Here is an 18889-nt window from a genome sequence, read left to right as displayed (position 1 = left end):
GGCGCAGAGGACCGGGATCCGATCAAAATCGATTCGTCGCGAAGTCGCGGCCCGATTCACGATGCGAGCCTGAATTGGTGGGGAATTCATCCTTAGGACGAATGTTCACATTGCGATGATCATTTCCAAGAACTCCTGCTCCGTCATGATTTTCAGAGCAGTTCCCTCGGCGGCCAATTGCCGAGCGGTGGCTTCCTTGGTGCTCATCGTGCGCCCGGCCTGGATCGTTCGCGAATCCAGTTCACCAACGACGACCAAGTCCGTTTTTCGAGAAACGCTGGATTGGCACTTTCCGCCGCAACGCGAAGTCAGCAATTCGGCCTCTTCTCGCTGCAGTTTGGTCAGCAGGCCGGTGAAGACGACTTTTCGACCTTCCAACGGACGAATGAAATCCGCCCGGATCATCAACCGCTGCAGATCCACGCCGCTGTCACTGATCCCGCAGGTTCGCGTCGGGGCGGATGAGAGCGAGGGGGATGGGATGGTTGCGGTGGCGACCGTTGACCCAGCGATCGCGACGGCGGAGGCTGGCGTGGACGGGCGTCGCGCGGACGATTTTCGTCTGCTGGAAGCACGTCGCGTCGTCGGGCCTTTCTTGCCCCATTCGCCGGCCGTTCCTCGCGAAAGGGAGAGCTTGGATTCCAATTCTTCGAGGCTGGTCACGCCCGAGTCTTCTGCTGCCGCCAAAGCGATTTTGGCGCAGGCGACTGAATCCTCGAGGGCATCGTGGTGACGGAACCGAATGCCCAACCAATCCGACAGCGGTTTCAAACCAAACCGAGGTTGCTGGGGCCAAGTCCGCCGAGCGATCGCTCGCGTGCAACTGTATTGCATTTCCGGAACGGGATGATCATGCGATTCCAAGCACGCCATCAACACGCCGAGATCAAAACTGGCGTTGTGAGCGATCAAGCAATCATCGCCCAGCGTGGATTGGATGTCCGGCCAAAGCTCGCCAAATTCGGACTCGTCACGCACCATGCCGGGGGTGATGCCGTGAATCTGAATGTTGGCTGGTGAAAACACAAACGGTCGCGGCCGAATGAGCCAACTTACCGAGTCAACGATCTCACCGCCGCGAACACGGACCGCCGCCAATTGGCAAGCACTGTCGGAGCGACGCGTCGCCGTTTCAAAATCGATTGCGGTGAAATCCATGACGCAGTTCTAAGTCCGCTCGCATTGGGAGTGTCCTGGATTGCTCCGCAATCCAGCCTGGCGTGTGCTTCAAAATCCTAGTGCCGGCGGAACAAATTGACCATGCTCGATCTCTCAATGCGTCAGTGTTCTCGAGGCTTCCGAACCGGGCGATCCACGAGAACTCCGCCGGAGCCATGCATGCAACCTCGCCCCGGACGGGGCCGTCGTGAATGAAGGACGCGTCTCGACTTGGTTTGGGCAACACCGTCTTCGACCGATTTCAAACAACGGTGAATCGTCGAGGGGGTGCGATTCGCGATTTGGCATCAGGCCAATATGTCGTGGATGACATGGGCTTCTTCCACACCCGTCAAACGTTGATCCAGTCCCAAGAATGGGAACGTCAGTCGTTCGTGGTTGATTCCCAGTTGATGCAGGATGGTGGCGTTGAAATCGCGCACATGAACCGGGTTCTCGACCACGTTGTAGCTGAAGTCATCGGTGACCCCGTGGGCGATGCCGCCTTTGACACCCCCACCCGCCATCCAAGTCGTGAAGCAACGTGGATGGTGATCGCGTCCGTAATCTTTGTGCGTCAGTTTGCCTTGGCAGTAAGTCGTGCGTCCAAACTCGCCCGCGAACACGACCAGGGTGTCATCGAGCATCCCCCGCTGCCGCAAGTCGCGAATCAGTGCGGCACAGGGTTGATCCACGTCGTACGCCTGGCCACGAATTTTCTTGGGCAGGTGCGAGTGGTGATCCCAACCGCGGTGAAACAGTTGCACGAACCGCACGTCGCGTTCGACCATGCGGCGTGCCATCAAACAGTTGCGTGCGAACGAGCCGCTCTTGTGAACTTCGGGGCCGTACATCGCCAAGGTGTCTTCGGTTTCTTGGCTCAGATCAGTCAGTTCGGGCACAGACGCTTGCATCCGAAATGCCATCTCTTGCTGCGCAATGGTGGTCAGGATTTCAGGGTCACCGCTTTGCTGCATGTGTTGGCGATTCAGATCCGTGACCAGGTCCAGCATCTTCTGCCGGCTTTCGCGGTTCACTCCTTGGGGATTGGAGAGAAACAAGACGGGATCACCGGAGGGTTGGAACGAGACGCCTTGATGTTTGGAAGGCAGATAACCCGATCCCCACAGGCGACTGTAGAGTGCTTGGATGTTGGCTTTGTCACCGCTCCAAAACGCCGAATTGAGGACGATGAAGTCGGGCAGGTTTTCGTTCATCCGGCCGAGGCCATAGCTCAGCCAGGATCCCAGGCTCGCTTTGCCGGGGATCTCGGATCCGGTGCAGAACAGCGTCTTGCCAGGGTCGTGATTGATCGCGTCGGTGTGCGTGGAACGAATCAGGCAAATGTCATCGATCACGGTTCCAAGGTGCGGCAACAGTTCGCTGAGGTGGACGCCGTTTTCTCCATGTCGCGAAAATTCAAACATCGATGGCGCGATGATTTGTTCCTGGCCGCGAGTCATCGCGGTGACGCGTTGCCCGTTGCTGACGCTGGGCGGCAGCGGCTGTTTGAACTGCTTGGCGAGCTCGGGTTTGTAATCAAACAAATCCATTTGGCTGGGAGCCCCCGCCATGAACAGGAAGATCACCCGTTTGGCTTTGGCGGGAAAGTGCAGTCCCGCCATTTCGCCCGCTTTCAAATCCGCTGCCACGGGCTTCTCCGCCGAGACGGCTTCGTTGGCTTGTGCCCGCGCGACGATCGAACCCAACGCTGCCGCTCCCAGTCCCATCCCGGCGTGCTGCAGGAACTGTCGCCGACCGGACAGGTTGGCGAGGGTTGGAAGAGCGTGGTTTTGAGAGACGTTCATGGCGAGGTCATTGAAGAGGCAGGTCGAATTCGGCGATTTGGCTTGCGGGGCGAAGCGGGAGGTCATTCCCTGGTTCGAACACAATCCAGATTCAAGATGGAATGGACCACCATCGTCCATGCGGCCAAGCGGATTTGGTCGGGCACGGAAGTCACGGACTGGACGGCTGGGTCCGTGCATCGTTGCACGAGCGAGGTGGCTTCGGCCGGCTGTGATTCATACAACGCTTGAAAGGTGTCGAGCGATTGTGACAACGACTCGAGAGCCGCGTCGGTTGGCGGACGCGACGTGATCGTCTCGTAGGCAGCGGCCAAGCGTTTTTGATTGCCGCCCTCGTCGGCATTCAGCGATTCATCATCGAGCAAGCGTTTGGCAAATGTCGTCGACGCGCTGAAAAACTGAGGCTCGTTCATCATCATCAACGCTTGCAGCGGCGTGTTGGTGCGTTCTCGCCTGGCGATGCAACTGTCACGGTTGGGGGCATCGAAAATGGTCATTTGTGGCGGTGGCAAACCTCGCTTCCAAAACGTGTAGACGCTTCGGCGAACTGTTTTTTCGCCCGAATCGGGGACGTAGCTGTTGGGATACGAAGTTGGCATCGCAACGATCTTCCACAGGCCTTCCGGTTGCGGTGGTTTGACGCTCTTGCCGTACATCGTGGGGCTGAGGAGTCCACAGACGGAAAGCACTTGGTCGCGAATGACTTCGGCATCTAGTCGATAACGTGACCCACGAGCCAGCCACCGGTTCTGCGGGTCGGACTTGTAGTCGTCCGACGGTGCGATCGACGTTTGCTGGTACGCCTGCGTGTTGACCATCGAACGCATCAACGCTTGCACGTTCCACCCAGATTCGATGAAGTCGATGGCCAGGTGATCGAGCAACTTGGGGTGCGACGGCAGCTGCCCTTGAGCGCCGAAGTCCTCGGAGGTTTTGACCAACCCCACGCCGAACAATTGTTGCCAAAAACGATTGACCGCGACGCGTGCGGTCAACGGGTTGGTAGGATCGACCATCCAGCGTGCCAGGTCCATCCGCGTTTTGGTGGCGTTTGGGTCATCGGTCGTTGGCATCGGTGGCAAGAACGAAGGCGTGTCGCGGCTGACCACTTCGCCGGGGGCATCGTAAGCACCACGGATCAGGATGTGAGCCGGACGGATTTCCGCTCGTTCTTTCATCACCAAGGTTGCGGGCACATTGACCAAGATGCCATCACGTTCTTGGTTCCGTTTCGCGATCGCGGCTTGAACCTGTTGCAGTTTTTGCTTGCGTTCTTCCGGTGACATTTCCGGTTCGGCTGGCGTGGGGCTTTCCTCCTCAGCCTTCTCCTGGCTTGGCTCGACCGTCCCAGAGGGAGGGTGGGAATTGGTTGCATCCGGGTTCGCAACGCTCGGAGACGGTTCGGTCTCTTTCTCTTTGCCGTTCGTTTCTTTCTCGACCTTCTCGGCAGCGGGTTCTTCTTTCTTGGGAGGTTCCGGTTTGGGCTTGGGTTGCAAGTCTTTGGCTTCGGTTTGCAAACGGGCGATCTCGTCGTTCAAACGAGCCAACGTTTGTGCTTGTTCGTCCGATGGGAGTTCGATGAACGGCGGTTGCAGCCCGCGCTGGAAATCGGTGCCGCGACGTCCACCCGTTTCAGGGCCGCCATCAAAGTTGTTGAAGAATGCGTACAGCGAGTAAAAGTCTTTCTGTGAGATCGGGTCGTACTTGTGGTCGTGGCAAACGGCGCATTGCAGGGTCAGCCCCATGAAAGCCGTGCCCACCGCCGAAACCCGGTCGACGACATTTTTCATGAAGCTTTCTTCGGGCAAGGCTGTCCCGCGATCGATGATCAAGTGCAATCGGTTGAAGCCCGAGGCAATCAGTTGATTGACGCTGGGATCGGGATGCAGATCGCCGGCAAGTTGATCCACAATGAATTGGTCAAAGGGCAAGTTCTCATTGAACGAACGGATCACCCAATCGCGATACGGCGTCATCTCGCGGTAGTGGTCGTGGTGCATCCCGTTGGTGTCCGCGAATCGGACGAGGTCCAGCCAGTAGCGGGCCATGTGTTCGCCGAACGCGGGTTTCGCAATCAGGCGGTCAACGAGGTCCGGGTAGGCGGTTTCGGAGTCGTCGTTCAGGAACGCGTCGATCTCTTCGGCGGTCGGTGGCAACCCGGTGAGGTCCAGCGAAAGTCGGCGGATCAGAGTTCGACGATCCGCTGTCGGTCGAGGTGAGAGTCCTTTCGATTCCATCTTGGAACGCACAAAGCGATCGATGGGGGAGGTCCAGTCGGCGTCCACCAACTCGGGCAGCGCAGGTGGGGTCGGAGCGACGAACGACCAATGTGTTTCGTAGGGAGCACCCTGTTCGATCCATTGTTTCAGAATCGCGACTTGCTCGGGCTTCAGCGGTTTGTGCATGTCCGGCGGTGGCATGATCGAATCGGGATCCTCCGAATCGATCCGCACCAGCACCTCATCCAGGTCGGCTTCGCCCTCGACATCCAAGCGGAATCCTGCGGCGTTGTGGTTCTCGTCGGGGCCGTGGCAAGCGAAGCAGTGGTTCGAAAGGATCGGACGCACGTCTTCTTGGAAGGAAACCTCATGGGCGACCGTTTGTTCTGCTTGGGCCGTCGTGCAGCAGGCCAGAACGATTGCCGCCCCGAGCGTCAGTGCGATCGGATTGGCAGTCGGGAAAACCACGGAGAGCGAGGACGCAGGCATTCGCAAGGCGGGGGTGGCGAGGAGCGAATTGGGAGGGCAGGAATTGCATTTTGGTCCACGGGCCGCCATGTCGCAACTGAATCAGGTGCTCTGGCCGTGCGAAGTGGCGAGGATTGCCGTGTTTCAGGGAGGCTGGTTCGCAGCCTGCAGAGGGGACGGGCCGCCTGGGTTCGGCCAGGGTTTTGCTCGGGAAATGGGGGCACGGGCGATGGCTGACGTCGGACGAAAGAACCGTGAAACTCAGGGCGAACTCGAACTGAACTTCTGCTGTCCCCCCCTGACCCGCTATTCTTGACGGTCGATTCGCGACTTCGTATCTCGCGACCCATCCTTGTTCAGAAAGAAAATTGTCTGATGTCCTCTGATTCCCCCTCGCCTTCCGTCTCCCCCTCCTCCCAGGCCGCTGAAGTTCAAGTCCGTTTGCCGGACGGTTCGCTGAAGACCCAACCCGCCGACGCCACCGCGATGGACGTCGCGAAAGAGATCAGCGAAGGCCTTGCCCGCAGTGTCGTGGCGGCCGAAGTGGACGGCACGATCGTCGATTCATTCCGTCCTCTCGGCGAAATGGCCGACGAGGAGAATGTGGTTCCGCTTCGTTTGCTGACCACGCGTGATGAATCGGCGCTGGATGTCCTGCGTCACTCGGCGGCCCACGTGATGGCTCGCGCGATCATGCGAATCTACAAAGGCGTTTCGCTGGCGTTCGGTCCGACCACTTCGGGTGGTTTCTATTACGACTTCGATATGCCGGAGAAAATCAGCGAGGATGATTTTCCAAAGATCGAAGCGGAAATCAAAAAGATCATCAAAGCCAAAGAACCGTTCGAACGCTTTGTGCTCGATCGCGACGAAGCTCGCAAGCTTTGCGATGACCTCGATCAAGACTTGAAGGTCGAACACATCGAAACCGGTTTGGGCGACCAAGCCACGGTCAGCTTCTATCGCCAAGGCGAGTTCGTCGACCTGTGCCGCGGACCTCACATCCCTCACGCGGGCATGATCAAAGCGATCAAGCTGCTGAGCGTTGCTGGGGCGTATTGGAAAGGCGATGCCTCGGGACGTCAGTTGCAACGAGTCTACGGCACCGCGTTCTTTGACAAGAAAGAACTGAACAGCTACCTCGAACAGCTCGAGGAAGCCAAGCGTCGCGACCATCGCGTGCTCGGCAAACAACACGGCTTGTTCGCGATCAACCCCGAAGTCGGCCAAGGTCTGTGCCTGTGGTTGCCCAAGGGAGCTCGCGTTCGTGTCACGCTGGAAGACTTCTTGCGTCGCGAATTGCTTTCACGCGGTTACGACCCGGTCTACAGCCCGCACATCGGTCGCGTGGAAATGTACGAAACCAGCGGTCACTTCCCTTACTACCGCGACAGCCAGTTTGCTCCGTTGTTCGGCAGCGAAGTCGGTGGGTTGCTGGATGCCTGGAGCACTCGTCTGGACAAAGATGATTTGTCCAAGGATGACGAAGACAAGTTGGTTGCCGCCGCGGAAGTGTTCGGCGTCAAGTTGCCGGAGTACAAACCGTCGGCATCCAACGACGCGAAAAAGGACGTGCTGCATCGTTGGCAACTCAATCATGAGCGGTACTTGCTCAAACCGATGAACTGCCCGCACCACTGTCAGATCTTTGCTGCCCAGCCGCGGTCGTACCGTCAGTTGCCGTTGCGGTTGTTCGAGTTCGGAACCGTTTATCGCCACGAGCAAACTGGCGAACTGAACGGGATGATGCGAGTGCGTGGTTTGACGCAAGACGACGCGCACATCTTCTGCACCGCCGATCAAGTCGAAGAGGAATTCCGTGCGACGATTGAGCTGACCAAGTTCGTTCTTGAGTCCGTTGGGCTGGATGATTACCGCGTGCAGTTGTCACTCCGGGATCCGGACAGCAGCAAGTACGTTGGCAGCGAAGAAAACTGGGATCATGCCGAAGGTGCTCTGCGAGGCGTGCTGGAGCATTCCGGTTTGTCGTTCAATGAAGAGCCCGGTGAAGCGGCGTTTTATGGCCCCAAGGCAGACTTCATGGTGCGTGACTGCATCGGTCGTTCGTGGCAGTTGGGAACCGTGCAGTTGGATTACAACCTGCCCGATCGCTTCAAGCTGGAATACAAAGGCAACGACAACGCGACTCACCGTCCCGTGATGATCCACCGGGCCCCATTTGGTTCGCTGGAACGATTCACCGGGATGTTGATCGAGCACTTTGCCGGTGCGTTCCCAATGTGGTTGTCACCCGAGCAAATTCGTGTGTTGCCGTTGTCGGACAAATCGGTCGAATACGCGACCGCGGTGGCCAAGCAATTCGACGAAGCCGGGTTCAAGGTCACCGTCGATGCGTCCGATGGCAAGGTCCAAGCCAAGATCCGCAACGCCCAAATCGACTTGGTCAACTACATGGCCGTCGTGGGGCCGAAGGAAGCCGAGTCGGGACAGGTTGCGTTGCGTGACCGAATCGAAGGCGACCTGGGATCGATGCCAATCAAGGAAGCGATCGCGCGTCTGCAAAAAGAAGTCGAGACGCGTCAGGTTCGTCAGGCCGTCAAAGGCAGCACGGTGTCGATCGCCGAATCCGGCGGCGCCGCGACGGATTATTGATCGCGGGTTTGCCGCCGCAGGCGGGCTCCGCGACTTGGGTGGCGCGGGTGGCATCACAAGACCTTGGGTTGAGACCCAAGGCTTTCGGATGCCGTCGCTCCGCGACTGGTTGTGCGGGGGACTGAACCGCGGAGCGGTGACATTTGCCAGCCTCGGGTTTCAACCCGAGGTCTTGGGCGGCGACGACAAACATCGGCCAGCCGCGGAGTGGCGACAGGTGATTGCGAGGTGTTTCCGGCTGTCGTCGCTCCGCGACTTGGGTGGCGCGGGTGGCGTCACGAGACCTTGGGTTGAAACCCAAGGCTATCGGATGCCGTCGCTCCGCGACTGGTTGCGTTGGATCTGATCGTGACTGGTCTGATCGCGACCGGTCGGCCGGGGACGGAACCGCGGAGCGGTGACATCTTCCCGCTTTACGCCGAGGCGATGGCTTGCCAGAGCGAGGCCGAGGCTTGGATGCCGCGGTGGAAATCCTCGAGTGAGAACTTTTCATTGGGGCTGTGCGCGGCATCGTCGTTTTGGCCCCAACCGAGAAGCAAGCAATCGCACTTTAGAACTTCTTGGAACCGAGCCAGGATCGGAATCGAGCCGCCTTCGCGAATCATCACGGGGGGTGTTCCGAAGGCATTCTCGATCGCGACGCTGGCTGCCTTGGCGTAGCGGCTGTTTGCGTCCGCGAGCATGGCACCGGCACCGTGATCTGGTTTCAGTGTCCAACGAATGCCCGGCGGGCAATGACGCTCGAGGTGGGATTCGATCAGCCCAGTCAGTCGTTTCGGGTCTTGGTTGGGCACCAATCGGAAGCTGAACTTCGCGGAAGCCTTGGCTGGCAGAACCGTCTTCACGCCTTCGCCTTGGTGTCCGGAGGTCAAGCCGTTGATGTCGAGCGAAGGACGAGCCCAGCGTCGTTCATCGGTGGTGTAGCCTGCTTCGCCGTGCAGTTCGGATGCACCGACGCTGCTGGCGAATTCCGCATCGTCGGCACCGAGCTTCTTCCAAGCCTCGCGTTCGATCTCGGGAATCGGTGCGACATCGTCATACATTCCATCGATCGCGATCTTTCCATCCGCGTTCTTCATGCTGGCCAGCAACTGACACAGGGCCATGGCGGGGTTGGCGACCGCGCCGCCGAAGCTGCCGCTGTGCAGGTCGTGACTCGGTCCATCGACGAACAATTCGTACGTCGCGATCCCTCGCAGGCCGCACGTGACGGCGGGGCGACCCGGTCCGTACTGGCTGCTGTCGCTGACCACAACGACGTCGCAGGCCAATTTTTCGGCGAGTTGGGGCAACCAATCGTCCAGGTTCTGGCTGCCGACTTCTTCTTCCCCTTCAATCAGAAATTTGATTTGCAGCGGAAGCGGTTGGCCAGTGGCGACCCAGTCGCAAACGCTTTGGATGTGCGTCAGGACTTGCCCTTTGTCGTCCGTTGCACCGCGAGCGAAGACTTTGCCATCGCGGACGACGGGTTCGAATGGTGGGCTGGTCCACAGTTCCAGCGGTTCCGGTGGCTGAACGTCGTAGTGCCCGTAGACCAGGGCCACGGGGGCTCCGGGAACGGGTGGGGTGGAGGCGACCAGCAGTGGGAACCCGTTGGTGGAGATGGATTCGGTTTGCAGGCCGGCCGCGTTCATTTTGTCAAGCAGCCAATCGGCGGCACGATGCACGTCGTCGCGGCGAGACGAGTCGCTGCTGATGCTGGGGATCTTCAGCCACTCAATCAACTCGGCTTCGTGACGCTGCTTTCCGTCGTCCAGTCGCGACTGAACCTCCGTGGGCAAGGGGGAGGCGGAGGGAGAGCCAGGGGTGGCAGATTGTTCGGGTTGGGACATCGATTTGCATTGCGAAAGAGAATCAAGCGGCGTGCCCTCGAATACGGAAAAATCCGTAATTGAGGACTAACAGGTCTATCTGGACGTCCTTACAATAGCACTTCGCAAACCAAAACAGGACCACCAAGCGGCAGGGTAACACGCCGCTGATTGCACCAGATTTCAAGAGGAGCTGTTGGAAGCATGTCCGATCATTCCGCCGCCGTTGCCGAGCCCGATGTGGTCACGGAAGAAGAACAATGCAGCGACCGCAAGCCAAAACGGCAACCGCCCTATCACGTCATTCTGTGGGACGACACCGACCACAGCTATGACTATGTGATCTCGATGATGAAGCGTTTGTTCCGCATGCCCATCGAAAAAGGCTATCAAGTCGCAAAAGAGGTTGACAAAAGTGGCCGTGCGATTTGTATGACCACCACGTTGGAACTGGCGGAACTGAAACGCGATCAAATCCACGCGTTTGGCAAAGACGAACAGTTGGACCGTTGCAAAGGCAGCATGACTGCCACCATTGAACCTGCTCGTGGCTGAACGAGCCCGAGGCTGACAGGCATTCTTTTCTGATGACGGCGAAAATTCGAACCCGCACACTGGGCTGCAAGGTCAACCAGTACGAAACCGAACTGGTGCGACAGGGCTTGCAAACGATCGGGTACGAAGACGCCAGTGATGGTGAATCGGCCGATCTGTGCATCGTCAACACTTGCACGGTCACGGAAACCGGCGACGCGAAAAGTCGGCAAGTTGTCCGGCGGTTGCATCGCGAAAACCCGGACGCTCGAATCGTCGTGATGGGGTGCTACGCCACCCGGGCACCCGAGGAAGTCAGTGCTCTGCCGGGCGTCGTCGAAGTCCTGACCGACAAGCGGGAGCTCGGCGATTTGATGGGCCGCTTCGGCGTCATCGATGTGCCCACCGGGTTGTCTGGATTCGCTGGCCGCAAACGGGCCTATGTCAAAGTCCAAGACGGATGCCTGCTTCGCTGCAGTTACTGCATCATTCCGATGGTGCGTCCCAAACTGCACTCGCGACCCAGCCAAGAGATTGTTGACGAGGTCACTCGTTTGATCGACGCGGGACACCGCGAAGTCATCCTGACCGGCATTCACCTGGGGCACTACGGCGTCGACTGGAACCGCAACAAGCCTCGTGAAGAATGGGTGCGGCTGGCGCACTTGGTCAAAGACCTGTGCCAGATCCCCGGCCAATTCCGAATTCGAATGAGCAGCATCGAGGCAACCGAGGTCACTCGGGAACTGATTGGCGTGATGGCCGAGTTCCCCGACAAGGTTGTGCCGCACCTGCACCTGTGTTTGCAATCGGGAAGCGATTCCGTCCTGCGTCGCATGCGACGTCGTTGGGGCACCAAAATGTTTCTTGATCGTTGCCGTCTGCTCCGCGAATCGTTGGACCGACCCGCGATCACGACGGACATCATCGCGGGATTCCCAGGTGAAACCGAAGAGGAATTCGAACAAACATTGCAGACGTGTCGCCAAGCCGGCTTCTCAAAGATTCATGCGTTCCCGTTTTCGGCTCGTCGCGGCACTCCCGCTGCCGAACGAGAGGACCAACTCGACAAAGGCTTGATCTCCGAGCGAGTCGACCGGTTGGGGGAAGTCGAGGCCGAGCTGCGAGACGAGTACTACCAGTCATTGGTCGGTTCTGATTTGGAGCTGTTGGTCGAGGAAGTGACCCCCGACGGACGATTGCAAGGCACGACGTGTCGCTACGCTCTTGGATCGATTGATCGTCCAACGCAGGTCGCTGACGGGGACACGCTTCGCGAACATGATCTCGTCACGGCTCGAGTCGTTGGCATCCAAGCCGATCGATTGCAACTCGCGCTGCGTCGCAGCGAAGTCTTCGGGTAGCGAAACTCGTCAAGAGTTTCGGTTTGCATCCTGTGTTGCCGAAAGTCTTGACGACTTCCGCTTCGGCCAGAACCCCCATTCCTATTTGAGACGCAGCACTCGCGTGAATTCACCGCCTCGCAAAGACGACGTTGCCACCGTTGATGAATTGAAAGCGATCGTGCATCAGTTCGTCGATGAACGAAACTGGCATGAATTCCACCAGCCGAAGAACCTGGTGATGTCGCTGGCGATTGAAACCGCTGAGCTGATGGAGCATTTTCAGTGGTTGACGCCGGAGGAATCCGCCCGCGTGAAGGACGACGAACAGAAGCTTCACGAGGTCGGTGAAGAGGTTGCGGATTGCCTGGCGTATTTGCTCGCGATCGCGAACAAGTTGGACATCGATTTGTCGACCACGCTGCGGGCCAAAATGATCCGCAACGCGGTCAAGTACCCGGTCCCGGAAGACGCGTAGGCCAGTTTCTCGTCACCGGACTCGGTAGGCCAGGTTCCACCTGGCGATGGTTCTTGGCCGGTGAGCGTTGGTCTCGCGACGGCAGTTTGTTGCCGCCTCGCTTTGTTCCAAAGCGTCGGCGTGGGAGCCATGTGGGACATGGCCTACGGACGCCAACCGAATTCTGGCGAATCCGGCTACGAATCGACGTGGCTGCTGTAGGCCAGGTTCCACCTGGCGATGGTTCTTGGCCGGTGAGCGTTGGTCTCGCGACGGCATTTTGATGACGCCTCGCTTTGTTCCAAAGCGTCGGCGTGGGAGCCATGTGGGACATGGCCTACGGGCGCCAACCGAATTCTAGCGAATCCGGCTACGAATTGACGTGGCTGCTGTAGGCCAGGTTCCACCTGGCGATGGATCTTTGCCGGTGCACGTTGGTCTCGCGACGGCAGTTCGTTGACGCCTCGCTTTGTTCCAAAGCATCGGCGTGGGAGCCATGTGAGACATGGCCTACGAGCGCCAACCGAATTCTGGCGAATCCGGCTACGAATTGATGTGGCTGCTGTAGGCCAGGTTCCACCTGGCGATGGTTCTTGGCCGGTGAGCGTTGGTCTCGCGACGGCAGTTTGATGACGCCTCGCTTTGTTCCAAAGCGTCGGCGTGGGAGCCATGTGGGACATGGCCTACGGACGCCAACCGAATTCTAGCGAATCCGGCTACGAATTGACGTGGCTGCTGTCGGCCAGGTTCCACCTGGCGATGGTTCTTGGCCGGTGCATGTTGGTCTCGCGACGGTAGTTCGTTGACGCCTCGCTTTGTTCCAAAGCATCGGCGTGGGCGCCATGTGAGACATGGCCTACGGGCGTGAACCGAATTCTGGCGAATCCGGCTACGAATTGAAGTGGCTGCAGTAGGCCAGGTTCCACCTGGCGATGGTTCTTGGCCGGTGCACGTTGGTCTCGCGACGGCAGTTCGTTGACGCCTCGCTTTGTTCCAAAGCATCGGCGTGGGTGCCATGTGGGACATGGCCTACGAGCGCCAACCGAATTCTGGCGAATCCGGCTACGAATTGACGTGGCTGCAGTAGGCCAGGTTCCACCTGGCGATGGTTCTTGGCCGGTGCACGTTGGTCTCGCGAAAGCAGTTCGTTGACGCCTCGCTTTGTTCCAAAGCGTCGGCGTGGGCGCCATGTGGGACATGGCCTACGGGCGCCAACCGAATTCTGGCGAATCCGGCTACGAATTGACGTGGCTGCTGGAGGCCAGGTTCCACCTGGCGATGGTTCTTTGCCGGTGCACGTTGGTCTCGCGACGGCAGTTCGTTGACGCCTCGCTTTGTTCCAAAGCATCGGCGTGGGCGCCATGTGGGACATGGCCTACGGGCGCCAACCGAATTCTGGCGAATCCGGCTACGAATTGACGTGGCTGCTGTCGGCCAGGTTCCACCTGGCGATGGATCTTTGCCGGTGCACGTTGGTCTCGCGACGGCAGTTCGTTGACGCCTCGCTTTGTTCCAAAGCATCGGCGTGGGAGCCATGTGGGACATGGCCTACGGCGTCAACCGAATTCTGGCGAATCCGGCTACGAATTGACTTGGCTGCTGTAGGCCAGGTTTTACCTGGCGATGGTTCTTGGCCGGTGAGCGTTGGTCTCGCGACGGCAGTTCGTTGACGCCTCGCTTTGTTCCAAAGCGTCGGCGTGGACGCCATGTGGGACATGGCCTACGGGCGTCAACCGAATTCTGGCGAATCCGGCTACGGTTGGTTTGTCGGCTTGGCTTACGAACCGACGTAGCGATCGTAAATCGATCGGGCATGAGGGATGTCACGGACGCCGCTGATCACGGCTCGGCCGTCGCGAAAGAGCGTCAGGGTTTGGTCGTCAGGCAATTGCAGACGCGTGAAAAATCGCGTCGCTTGGACCGGGGCAACGCTGTTCCAACGCTCGGCAATTTTGGCCAAGTCAATGCGGCGACTTCCGCCGGGAATCTGAACCGCGTTGCGGCCGCACAACGTTTCGGCTTGCGAAACGCCCGCTTCGGCTGCAGCGAGAAATTCCCGTTGCCCACCCGAGCAAGCCGGGCATTGGCTGGACAGCTGATCGTCGATCGCGACCTCTCGAATTTGGTTGCGCCACAGATCAATCGAGAGAACACGCGGGTTGATCGCCGACGCGTTGCCCGAGAGATACTTCAGTGCTTCGGACGATTGCAAGCTGGCGATCAGGTGCGTGGCTGGGCCGATCACTCCCGCGGTATCGCAGGTGGCCACTTCGCTGGGGTCGGGAACCTCGGGGACGAGGCAGCGGAAGCAGGGTGACACCCCCGCAAAGAACCGGACTTGTCCATTGGCACCAACGCAGCCGCCGTGAACCCAAGGTGTGCCGGTCGAGAGCGACCAATCGTTCAGCAGCAGCCGCAGCGTGAAGTTGTCGGCGGCATCGAGGACCAAGTCGACGTCGCGAAGGTGTTCCGCGATATTCGCCGGGTGGATGTCCGCGACGACTTCTTCGATCACGACGCGGGAATTGATTTCGCGAAGATGACTGGCGGCGGCCTCGGCTTTGGCGAGGGCTTGCTCGGCGTCGGTCTCCACGTAGAGGCTTTGACGTTGCAGGTTGCTCCATTCGATCAAGTCACGATCGATCAGACGAATGTGACCGACACCGGCGCGAACCAGCAACTCCGCAGCGACGGAGCCAAGGGCACCGCAGCCAAGGATCGCAACGCGAGCGGATTCGATTTTGGCTTGACCCGTTTCGCCGATGGGGGCGAATTGTGCTTGGCGGACGTATCGATCGTTTGGGTCGGAGATCGCCATGGAATCAAAGTGCCTATCCGAAAAGGGGCTGGCCCTCTCCCGTGAGCCTGTGAAGAACCGTCTGAAATGAGCCGCTTCCAAAGGGAGCAGGCCCCTTTCCAGAATGGCTTTCAAGCACAAAGAATGCAAAACGAGTGGGCTTGTAAGCCGGGTTCTGTGCCGATGCGAACATCGACGGTGACCATTTATCTGTGCACGACGATTGCTCGTCGCCTCCACTGCGACCTACCCGGGTGTCGATAACGAGGCGGGCCGCCTCGATGATGCACCCTGTTTGGTCTAGCTCCGGATGGGGTTTACCAAGCCGATCAAGTCACCCTGATCGCTGGTGCGCTCTTACCGCACCGTTTCACCCTCACCACGCATGACACCGCAAGCGATGTCACCGTTCGGCGGTCTGCTCTCTGCTGCACTTTCCCTGGCCTCACGGCCGGTCGACGTTATCGACCATCCTGCCCTTTGGAGCCCGGACTTTCCTCCAGCCGGAAACGCGGGAACCGCGAACCGTGCCAGCGATCACCCCGCCCACTCGTCTTGCAACGACCAGGATAGCATGCCGGCTACTTTGCAACAGCCAAGTTCTGCGAACGCAGTCCGGTCACGTATTCGTGGGCCACGTTCATGACCTCTTTGTTGTAATACGTGTCACGGAAGATCTCCTCGTTGTTGAGAACATCATCGAGTTCCTCTTCTTCGGCTTCCGTTTGGGCTTCACGTTCGGCCCGGCGACGCAGGAACTCTTCTTCGTTCAGCGAAATGCTCTTCTGGTCTTTTTCGCGAACGTAGAGTTCAATCCGACGCATCAGCTCGCTGAATTCCTTGTCCTGTTGGACTCGGTTTGCCGAATTGATTCGCATTTGATTGAGCAGGCTGTCTGGCGTCATCGCGTACAGGTTGTGTTTCGCCAACGGGACCTTGTCGAATTCCAACGCGTATTCGAGGTCGCCTTCGGCAACGGGGAGTTTGCTGGTCATGCTGGGCAGCACCAAGTCCGCTTCGACGCCTTTGAGCTGAGTGCTCTCACCGTCGGGCAGATAGAACTGTTGCAACGTGACTTTGAGAGCCCCGTAGTTGGCATTGTTGCTGCGGAACAGGCTTTGCCCGATGTCCATCAGCGTTTGGACGGTTCCCTTGCCGTGGGTGGCCGGGTCTCCGACGACGATCCCGCGATGATAGTCTTTGATGGCACCGGCGAAGATTTCGCTGGCACTCGCACTCAGTTTGCTGGTCACAACCACCAAGGGGCCATCCCAAACGGTGCCGCTTTGGTCGTCTGCGTATTGTTGGACCGACCCGTCTGAGTTCTTGACTTGAACCACAGGGCCACGATCGATGAACAATCCGGTCAGGCTGATCGCTTCGGTCAAGCTACCGCCACCGTTGCGAGTCAAGTCGAGGACCACGCCACCGACGTTTTGTTCCTTGAAGTCTCGCAGGATTCGTTCGACGTCACGGGTGCTGCTGCGGTAGTCAATTTCGTTGCGACGAGCGGCTTCCATGTCCATGTAGAAGCTGGGCAGATTGATGTAGCCAAGCTTGATTTTTCCCTGCCCTGGCATTTCGTGATCGATCACTTCGCCGCGAGCAGCGGAGTCTTCGAGTTCAATGCGGGCGCGAACGATTTTGAAAATCTCTTCGTTGCCTGTGCCACCGGGGCGAACGGCCAAGCGAACGACACTGCCAGCGCGACCACGAATCAGCTTGACGACTTCCTTGAGTGGCATTTCCACGATGTCGACCATCTCGCCTTCGGCGTCTTGGCCAACGGCGACGATCACATCATCTGGTTTCAGTTTGCCGTGCGAATCAGCCGCCCCGCCTGGGATGACTTGACGCACAACTGTGTTGCCATCTTTTTCGCCCAAGGAGGCACCGATGCCATCGAGGTTCAGACGCATGCTGATCGCAAAGTCTTCCAGCGTCGCAGGCGACATGTAAGTCGAGTGTGGGTCGTAACCGTTGGTCACCGAGGTGAGGAACAGTTCCAACAAATCATCGGAGCTGGTTTGTTTCCAACGGCGAGCGTAACGTGCGTAGCGGCGACGCAATTGATCCTTGGCGTCAGCGGTGATTTCTTCCTTGGTCAACTCGGGTTCATCGGCTTCTGAGTCGTCTTTGGAGTCCGATTTTTCGTTCCGCAAATCCAACAGCGCCAATTTGATCTGACGACGCCAGCGGTCGCGGGCTTCATCCGCGTTGCGAGCGAATTGGGTGGCGTCGCGGTCGATGATGATTTGTTCGTCGCGAGTGAAATCAAAGTCACTGTCGAGCAATTCCATCACCACGGCAACGCGTTCATCCACACGTTGAGTGAAGCGGCCGTAGATGTAATAGGCCAAGCTGAGGTCGCCCAAGCGAACTTGGTCGTCCACCACTTCGGAGTAACGTTTGAATTCGTCGACGTCGCTCTGCAAGAAATACAGCTTCATCGGGTCAAAGGATTCGAGAAACAAATCCAAAGCTCGACGACTGATTTCGTCATTGAGTTCTCGGCCCGAAACATGATTGCTCGGCATCAGTTTGGCGATCAGCTTCGCGATCACTTTGTCCTGAGGCGTGGGCTGCGGAGGAGCGGCTTGTTCCGCTGCAGCCCGCTCGACGACTTGTTCCTGCGCAACGGCGGGTTGTTGAAGCGGGGTGGAACCAATGCACCCCACCGCGAGGAACGCGACGGGAAGGATTTGACGAAACGACATAGATCACGATCGGGTAAAAGGAAAAACCGACAGAGGTTGGAGGGATGCGTGCATACCAAAATAGGGCATTCAGGCAGCTTGCGCGCGTCCGTCCAGTTCGATGTTAGGAGTGTGGCGAAAAAACGGCAACCTTGATTTCCTAATGTCCCAACAGGACCTGGTCCCGCTTGTGGCGTTCGGAACGACCTACGATCTCAAGCAGGGGGCGGCTGATTTCACCTTGTTAATTCGGTTGAACACCGCCGGTGGTTCAAAGGTCACGCCATGATCGCCATTTTTCTGGCGGCCAAACGACTATTTTTCCATTTCCAGTCTCCCGCTCGGTCAAGCGATCGAACCCGTCCCGCAGCGGATCGGTGGCGTAGTGATAGGCGGACGCCACCCAGGTTTGCGGCAAACCAAATTGATTGACTGGTTTTAGATGGGATGGTGCGACCAGATTGGCTTGCAATTCAACGCGGTCGTACAAATTGGGGTGTCCCGGTTGATTTGTCACCTCAATTTCATCCAGGACTGCAGTCACTCGCTCAGCGTCTGGCTTCGAAAAGAACCAACATTCGCCGCCCACACGCTGGTTTCCCGGTCGCAAGGCTGGGTAGTCTGCTCGGCCGAACAAGGTCCCCTGTACCCAAGCCGGGTGAACGCCCAGCGGGGTGATCGGCCAACAATGTTGCCGGCACTGACCTCGGCACAGCGTCCCGTAGACAAAGTAAACAACCACCTCGTCGGGGTTCTCCGGGATCGTGCCGGCATAGGAAATCGGATTCATTCGGTTCGAACTTGTATCAACGAAGGGAATGGCCATGCGGAAGGGCGTCGGGCATGAACTCGCTGCATTCTCCCAGGGCTGCCTTGTTCCTGGAACGGGCCTTTGAAAAGGAATCGGTTCATTTTGGCAGGCGGGATTCATCGCTGATACAATGGGGGATCCCCTTCCGTTGCTGTCTCAGCACCCTCCCCTGCC

16 protein-coding genes, 1 other RNA gene and 1 pseudogene are annotated in these 18889 nt (G+C 58.5%); 5 read left to right on the top strand and 13 right to left on the bottom strand.

Translation table 11 applies throughout. From position 1 onward, the window contains the following. Positions 1-105: 105 nt before the first annotated feature. From RISK_RS19780 to RISK_RS19770, 3 genes are all read right to left on the bottom strand, one after another. Positions 106-1158, bottom strand: a complete 1053-nt coding sequence (locus RISK_RS19780; RefSeq protein ID WP_047816048.1) for an exonuclease domain-containing protein — start codon at positions 1156-1158, stop codon at positions 106-108. Between the two features lie 308 nt (positions 1159-1466). Then, positions 1467-2966 (bottom strand): DUF1501 domain-containing protein, encoded by a 1500-nt coding sequence (locus RISK_RS19775; protein ID WP_047816071.1) that lies wholly within the window; start codon positions 2964-2966, stop codon positions 1467-1469. Between the two features lie 62 nt (positions 2967-3028). Then, the gene (locus RISK_RS19770; RefSeq protein WP_083435067.1) at positions 3029-5674 is read right to left on the bottom strand and encodes a PSD1 and planctomycete cytochrome C domain-containing protein; all 2646 of its coding nucleotides are present in this window, start codon (positions 5672-5674) and stop codon (positions 3029-3031) included. A 354-nt stretch (positions 5675-6028) separates the two neighbouring features. Between RISK_RS19770 and thrS the strand changes: the two genes are divergently transcribed. Further along, positions 6029-8266, top strand: a complete 2238-nt coding sequence (gene thrS / locus RISK_RS19760) for a threonine--tRNA ligase (RefSeq protein WP_047816046.1) — start codon at positions 6029-6031, stop codon at positions 8264-8266. 88 nt (positions 8267-8354) lie between these two features. After that, complete coding sequence (locus RISK_RS19755) at positions 8355-8612, top strand: hypothetical protein (RefSeq protein ID WP_047816045.1); 258 nt, start codon at positions 8355-8357, stop codon at positions 8610-8612. A gap of 67 nt (positions 8613-8679) precedes the next feature. Here RISK_RS19755 and RISK_RS19750 read toward each other — a convergent pair whose 3' ends face one another. Next, positions 8680-10098 carry a dipeptidase gene (locus tag RISK_RS19750; protein WP_047816044.1) on the bottom strand — a complete coding sequence of 473 codons (1419 nt, stop codon included), beginning with the start codon at positions 10096-10098 and terminating at the stop codon, positions 8680-8682. Between the two features lie 183 nt (positions 10099-10281). Here RISK_RS19750 and RISK_RS19745 point away from each other — a divergent pair, with 183 nt between their 5' ends. From RISK_RS19745 to RISK_RS19735, 3 genes are all read left to right on the top strand, one after another. After that, positions 10282-10632 (top strand): ATP-dependent Clp protease adaptor ClpS, encoded by a 351-nt coding sequence (locus RISK_RS19745; RefSeq protein ID WP_047816043.1) that lies wholly within the window; start codon positions 10282-10284, stop codon positions 10630-10632. A gap of 32 nt (positions 10633-10664) precedes the next feature. Further along, positions 10665-11975: a tRNA (N(6)-L-threonylcarbamoyladenosine(37)-C(2))-methylthiotransferase MtaB gene (gene mtaB / locus RISK_RS19740; protein WP_047816042.1), complete on the top strand. Its 1311-nt coding sequence runs from the start codon at positions 10665-10667 to the stop codon at positions 11973-11975. 103 nt (positions 11976-12078) lie between these two features. Beyond that, positions 12079-12432 (top strand): nucleotide pyrophosphohydrolase, encoded by a 354-nt coding sequence (locus RISK_RS19735; RefSeq protein WP_047816041.1) that lies wholly within the window; start codon positions 12079-12081, stop codon positions 12430-12432. Between the two features lie 12 nt (positions 12433-12444). Here RISK_RS19735 and RISK_RS33665 read toward each other — a convergent pair whose 3' ends face one another. The 9 genes and pseudogenes from RISK_RS33665 to RISK_RS19720 form a co-directional block, all read right to left on the bottom strand. Beyond that, a complete protein-coding gene (locus RISK_RS33665) occupies positions 12445-12696 on the bottom strand; it encodes a hypothetical protein (protein WP_390173954.1) in 252 nt (83 codons plus the stop codon). Positions 12697-12781: 85 nt separating this feature from the next. After that, on the bottom strand, positions 12782-13042 hold the full coding sequence (locus RISK_RS33660; protein WP_390173953.1) for a hypothetical protein: 261 nt from the start codon (positions 13040-13042) through the stop codon (positions 12782-12784). Continuing rightward, on the bottom strand, positions 12955-13413 hold the full coding sequence (locus RISK_RS33150; RefSeq protein WP_390173952.1) for a DUF1589 domain-containing protein: 459 nt from the start codon (positions 13411-13413) through the stop codon (positions 12955-12957). The genes RISK_RS33660 and RISK_RS33150 overlap by 88 nt, the downstream gene beginning before the upstream one ends. Further along, on the bottom strand, positions 13301-13759 hold the full coding sequence (locus tag RISK_RS32825) for a DUF1589 domain-containing protein (protein WP_236696488.1): 459 nt from the start codon (positions 13757-13759) through the stop codon (positions 13301-13303). Before RISK_RS32825 ends, RISK_RS33150 begins: the two co-directional genes overlap by 113 nt. Continuing rightward, positions 13647-13904, bottom strand: a pseudogene (locus RISK_RS33655) (hypothetical protein); the annotation flags it as partial. The gene RISK_RS32825 and the pseudogene RISK_RS33655, both read right to left, overlap by 113 nt. Before the next feature lie 284 nt (positions 13905-14188). Further along, complete coding sequence (locus RISK_RS19730) at positions 14189-15229, bottom strand: ThiF family adenylyltransferase (RefSeq protein ID WP_047816040.1); 1041 nt, start codon at positions 15227-15229, stop codon at positions 14189-14191. 127 nt (positions 15230-15356) lie between these two features. Next, an RNA gene (gene rnpB / locus RISK_RS28370) (RNase P RNA component class A) lies at positions 15357-15761 on the bottom strand. A gap of 28 nt (positions 15762-15789) precedes the next feature. Then, positions 15790-17925 (bottom strand): carboxy terminal-processing peptidase, encoded by a 2136-nt coding sequence (locus tag RISK_RS19725; RefSeq protein ID WP_047816039.1) that lies wholly within the window; start codon positions 17923-17925, stop codon positions 15790-15792. A gap of 250 nt (positions 17926-18175) precedes the next feature. Beyond that, positions 18176-18694, bottom strand: a complete 519-nt coding sequence (locus RISK_RS19720; protein WP_047816038.1) for a gamma-glutamylcyclotransferase family protein — start codon at positions 18692-18694, stop codon at positions 18176-18178. Positions 18695-18889: the final 195 nt, after the last annotated feature.

Origin of the sequence: Rhodopirellula islandica, from assembly GCF_001027925.1 — a bacterium.
Lineage (GTDB): Bacteria > Planctomycetota > Planctomycetia > Pirellulales > Pirellulaceae > Rhodopirellula > Rhodopirellula islandica.
The sequence above is the reverse complement of the archived record's forward strand: the minus strand, read 5'-3'. Positions and strand labels throughout refer to the sequence as shown.

Coding starts and splice junctions, on each gene's coding strand:
- RISK_RS19730 (WP_047816040.1), bottom strand. CDS start 15,229: ATGGCGATCTCCGACCCAAACGATCGATACGTCCGCCAAGCACAATTC.
- RISK_RS19720 (WP_047816038.1), bottom strand. CDS start 18,694: ATGAATCCGATTTCCTATGCCGGCACGATCCCGGAGAACCCCGACGAG.
- RISK_RS19775 (WP_047816071.1), bottom strand. CDS start 2,966: ATGAACGTCTCTCAAAACCACGCTCTTCCAACCCTCGCCAACCTGTCC.
- RISK_RS19780 (WP_047816048.1), bottom strand. CDS start 1,158: ATGGATTTCACCGCAATCGATTTTGAAACGGCGACGCGTCGCTCCGAC.
- RISK_RS19725 (WP_047816039.1), bottom strand. CDS start 17,925: ATGTCGTTTCGTCAAATCCTTCCCGTCGCGTTCCTCGCGGTGGGGTGC.
- RISK_RS19770 (WP_083435067.1), bottom strand. CDS start 5,674: ATGCCTGCGTCCTCGCTCTCCGTGGTTTTCCCGACTGCCAATCCGATC.
- thrS (WP_047816046.1), top strand. CDS start 6,029: ATGTCCTCTGATTCCCCCTCGCCTTCCGTCTCCCCCTCCTCCCAGGCC.
- RISK_RS19745 (WP_047816043.1), top strand. CDS start 10,282: ATGTCCGATCATTCCGCCGCCGTTGCCGAGCCCGATGTGGTCACGGAA.
- mtaB (WP_047816042.1), top strand. CDS start 10,665: ATGACGGCGAAAATTCGAACCCGCACACTGGGCTGCAAGGTCAACCAG.
- RISK_RS32825 (WP_236696488.1), bottom strand. CDS start 13,759: ATGCTTTGGAACAAAGCGAGGCGTCAACGAACTGCCGTCGCGAGACCA.
- RISK_RS33150 (WP_390173952.1), bottom strand. CDS start 13,413: ATGCTTTGGAACAAAGCGAGGCGTCAACGAACTGCCGTCGCGAGACCA.
- RISK_RS19750 (WP_047816044.1), bottom strand. CDS start 10,098: ATGTCCCAACCCGAACAATCTGCCACCCCTGGCTCTCCCTCCGCCTCC.
- RISK_RS19755 (WP_047816045.1), top strand. CDS start 8,355: ATGCCGTCGCTCCGCGACTGGTTGTGCGGGGGACTGAACCGCGGAGCG.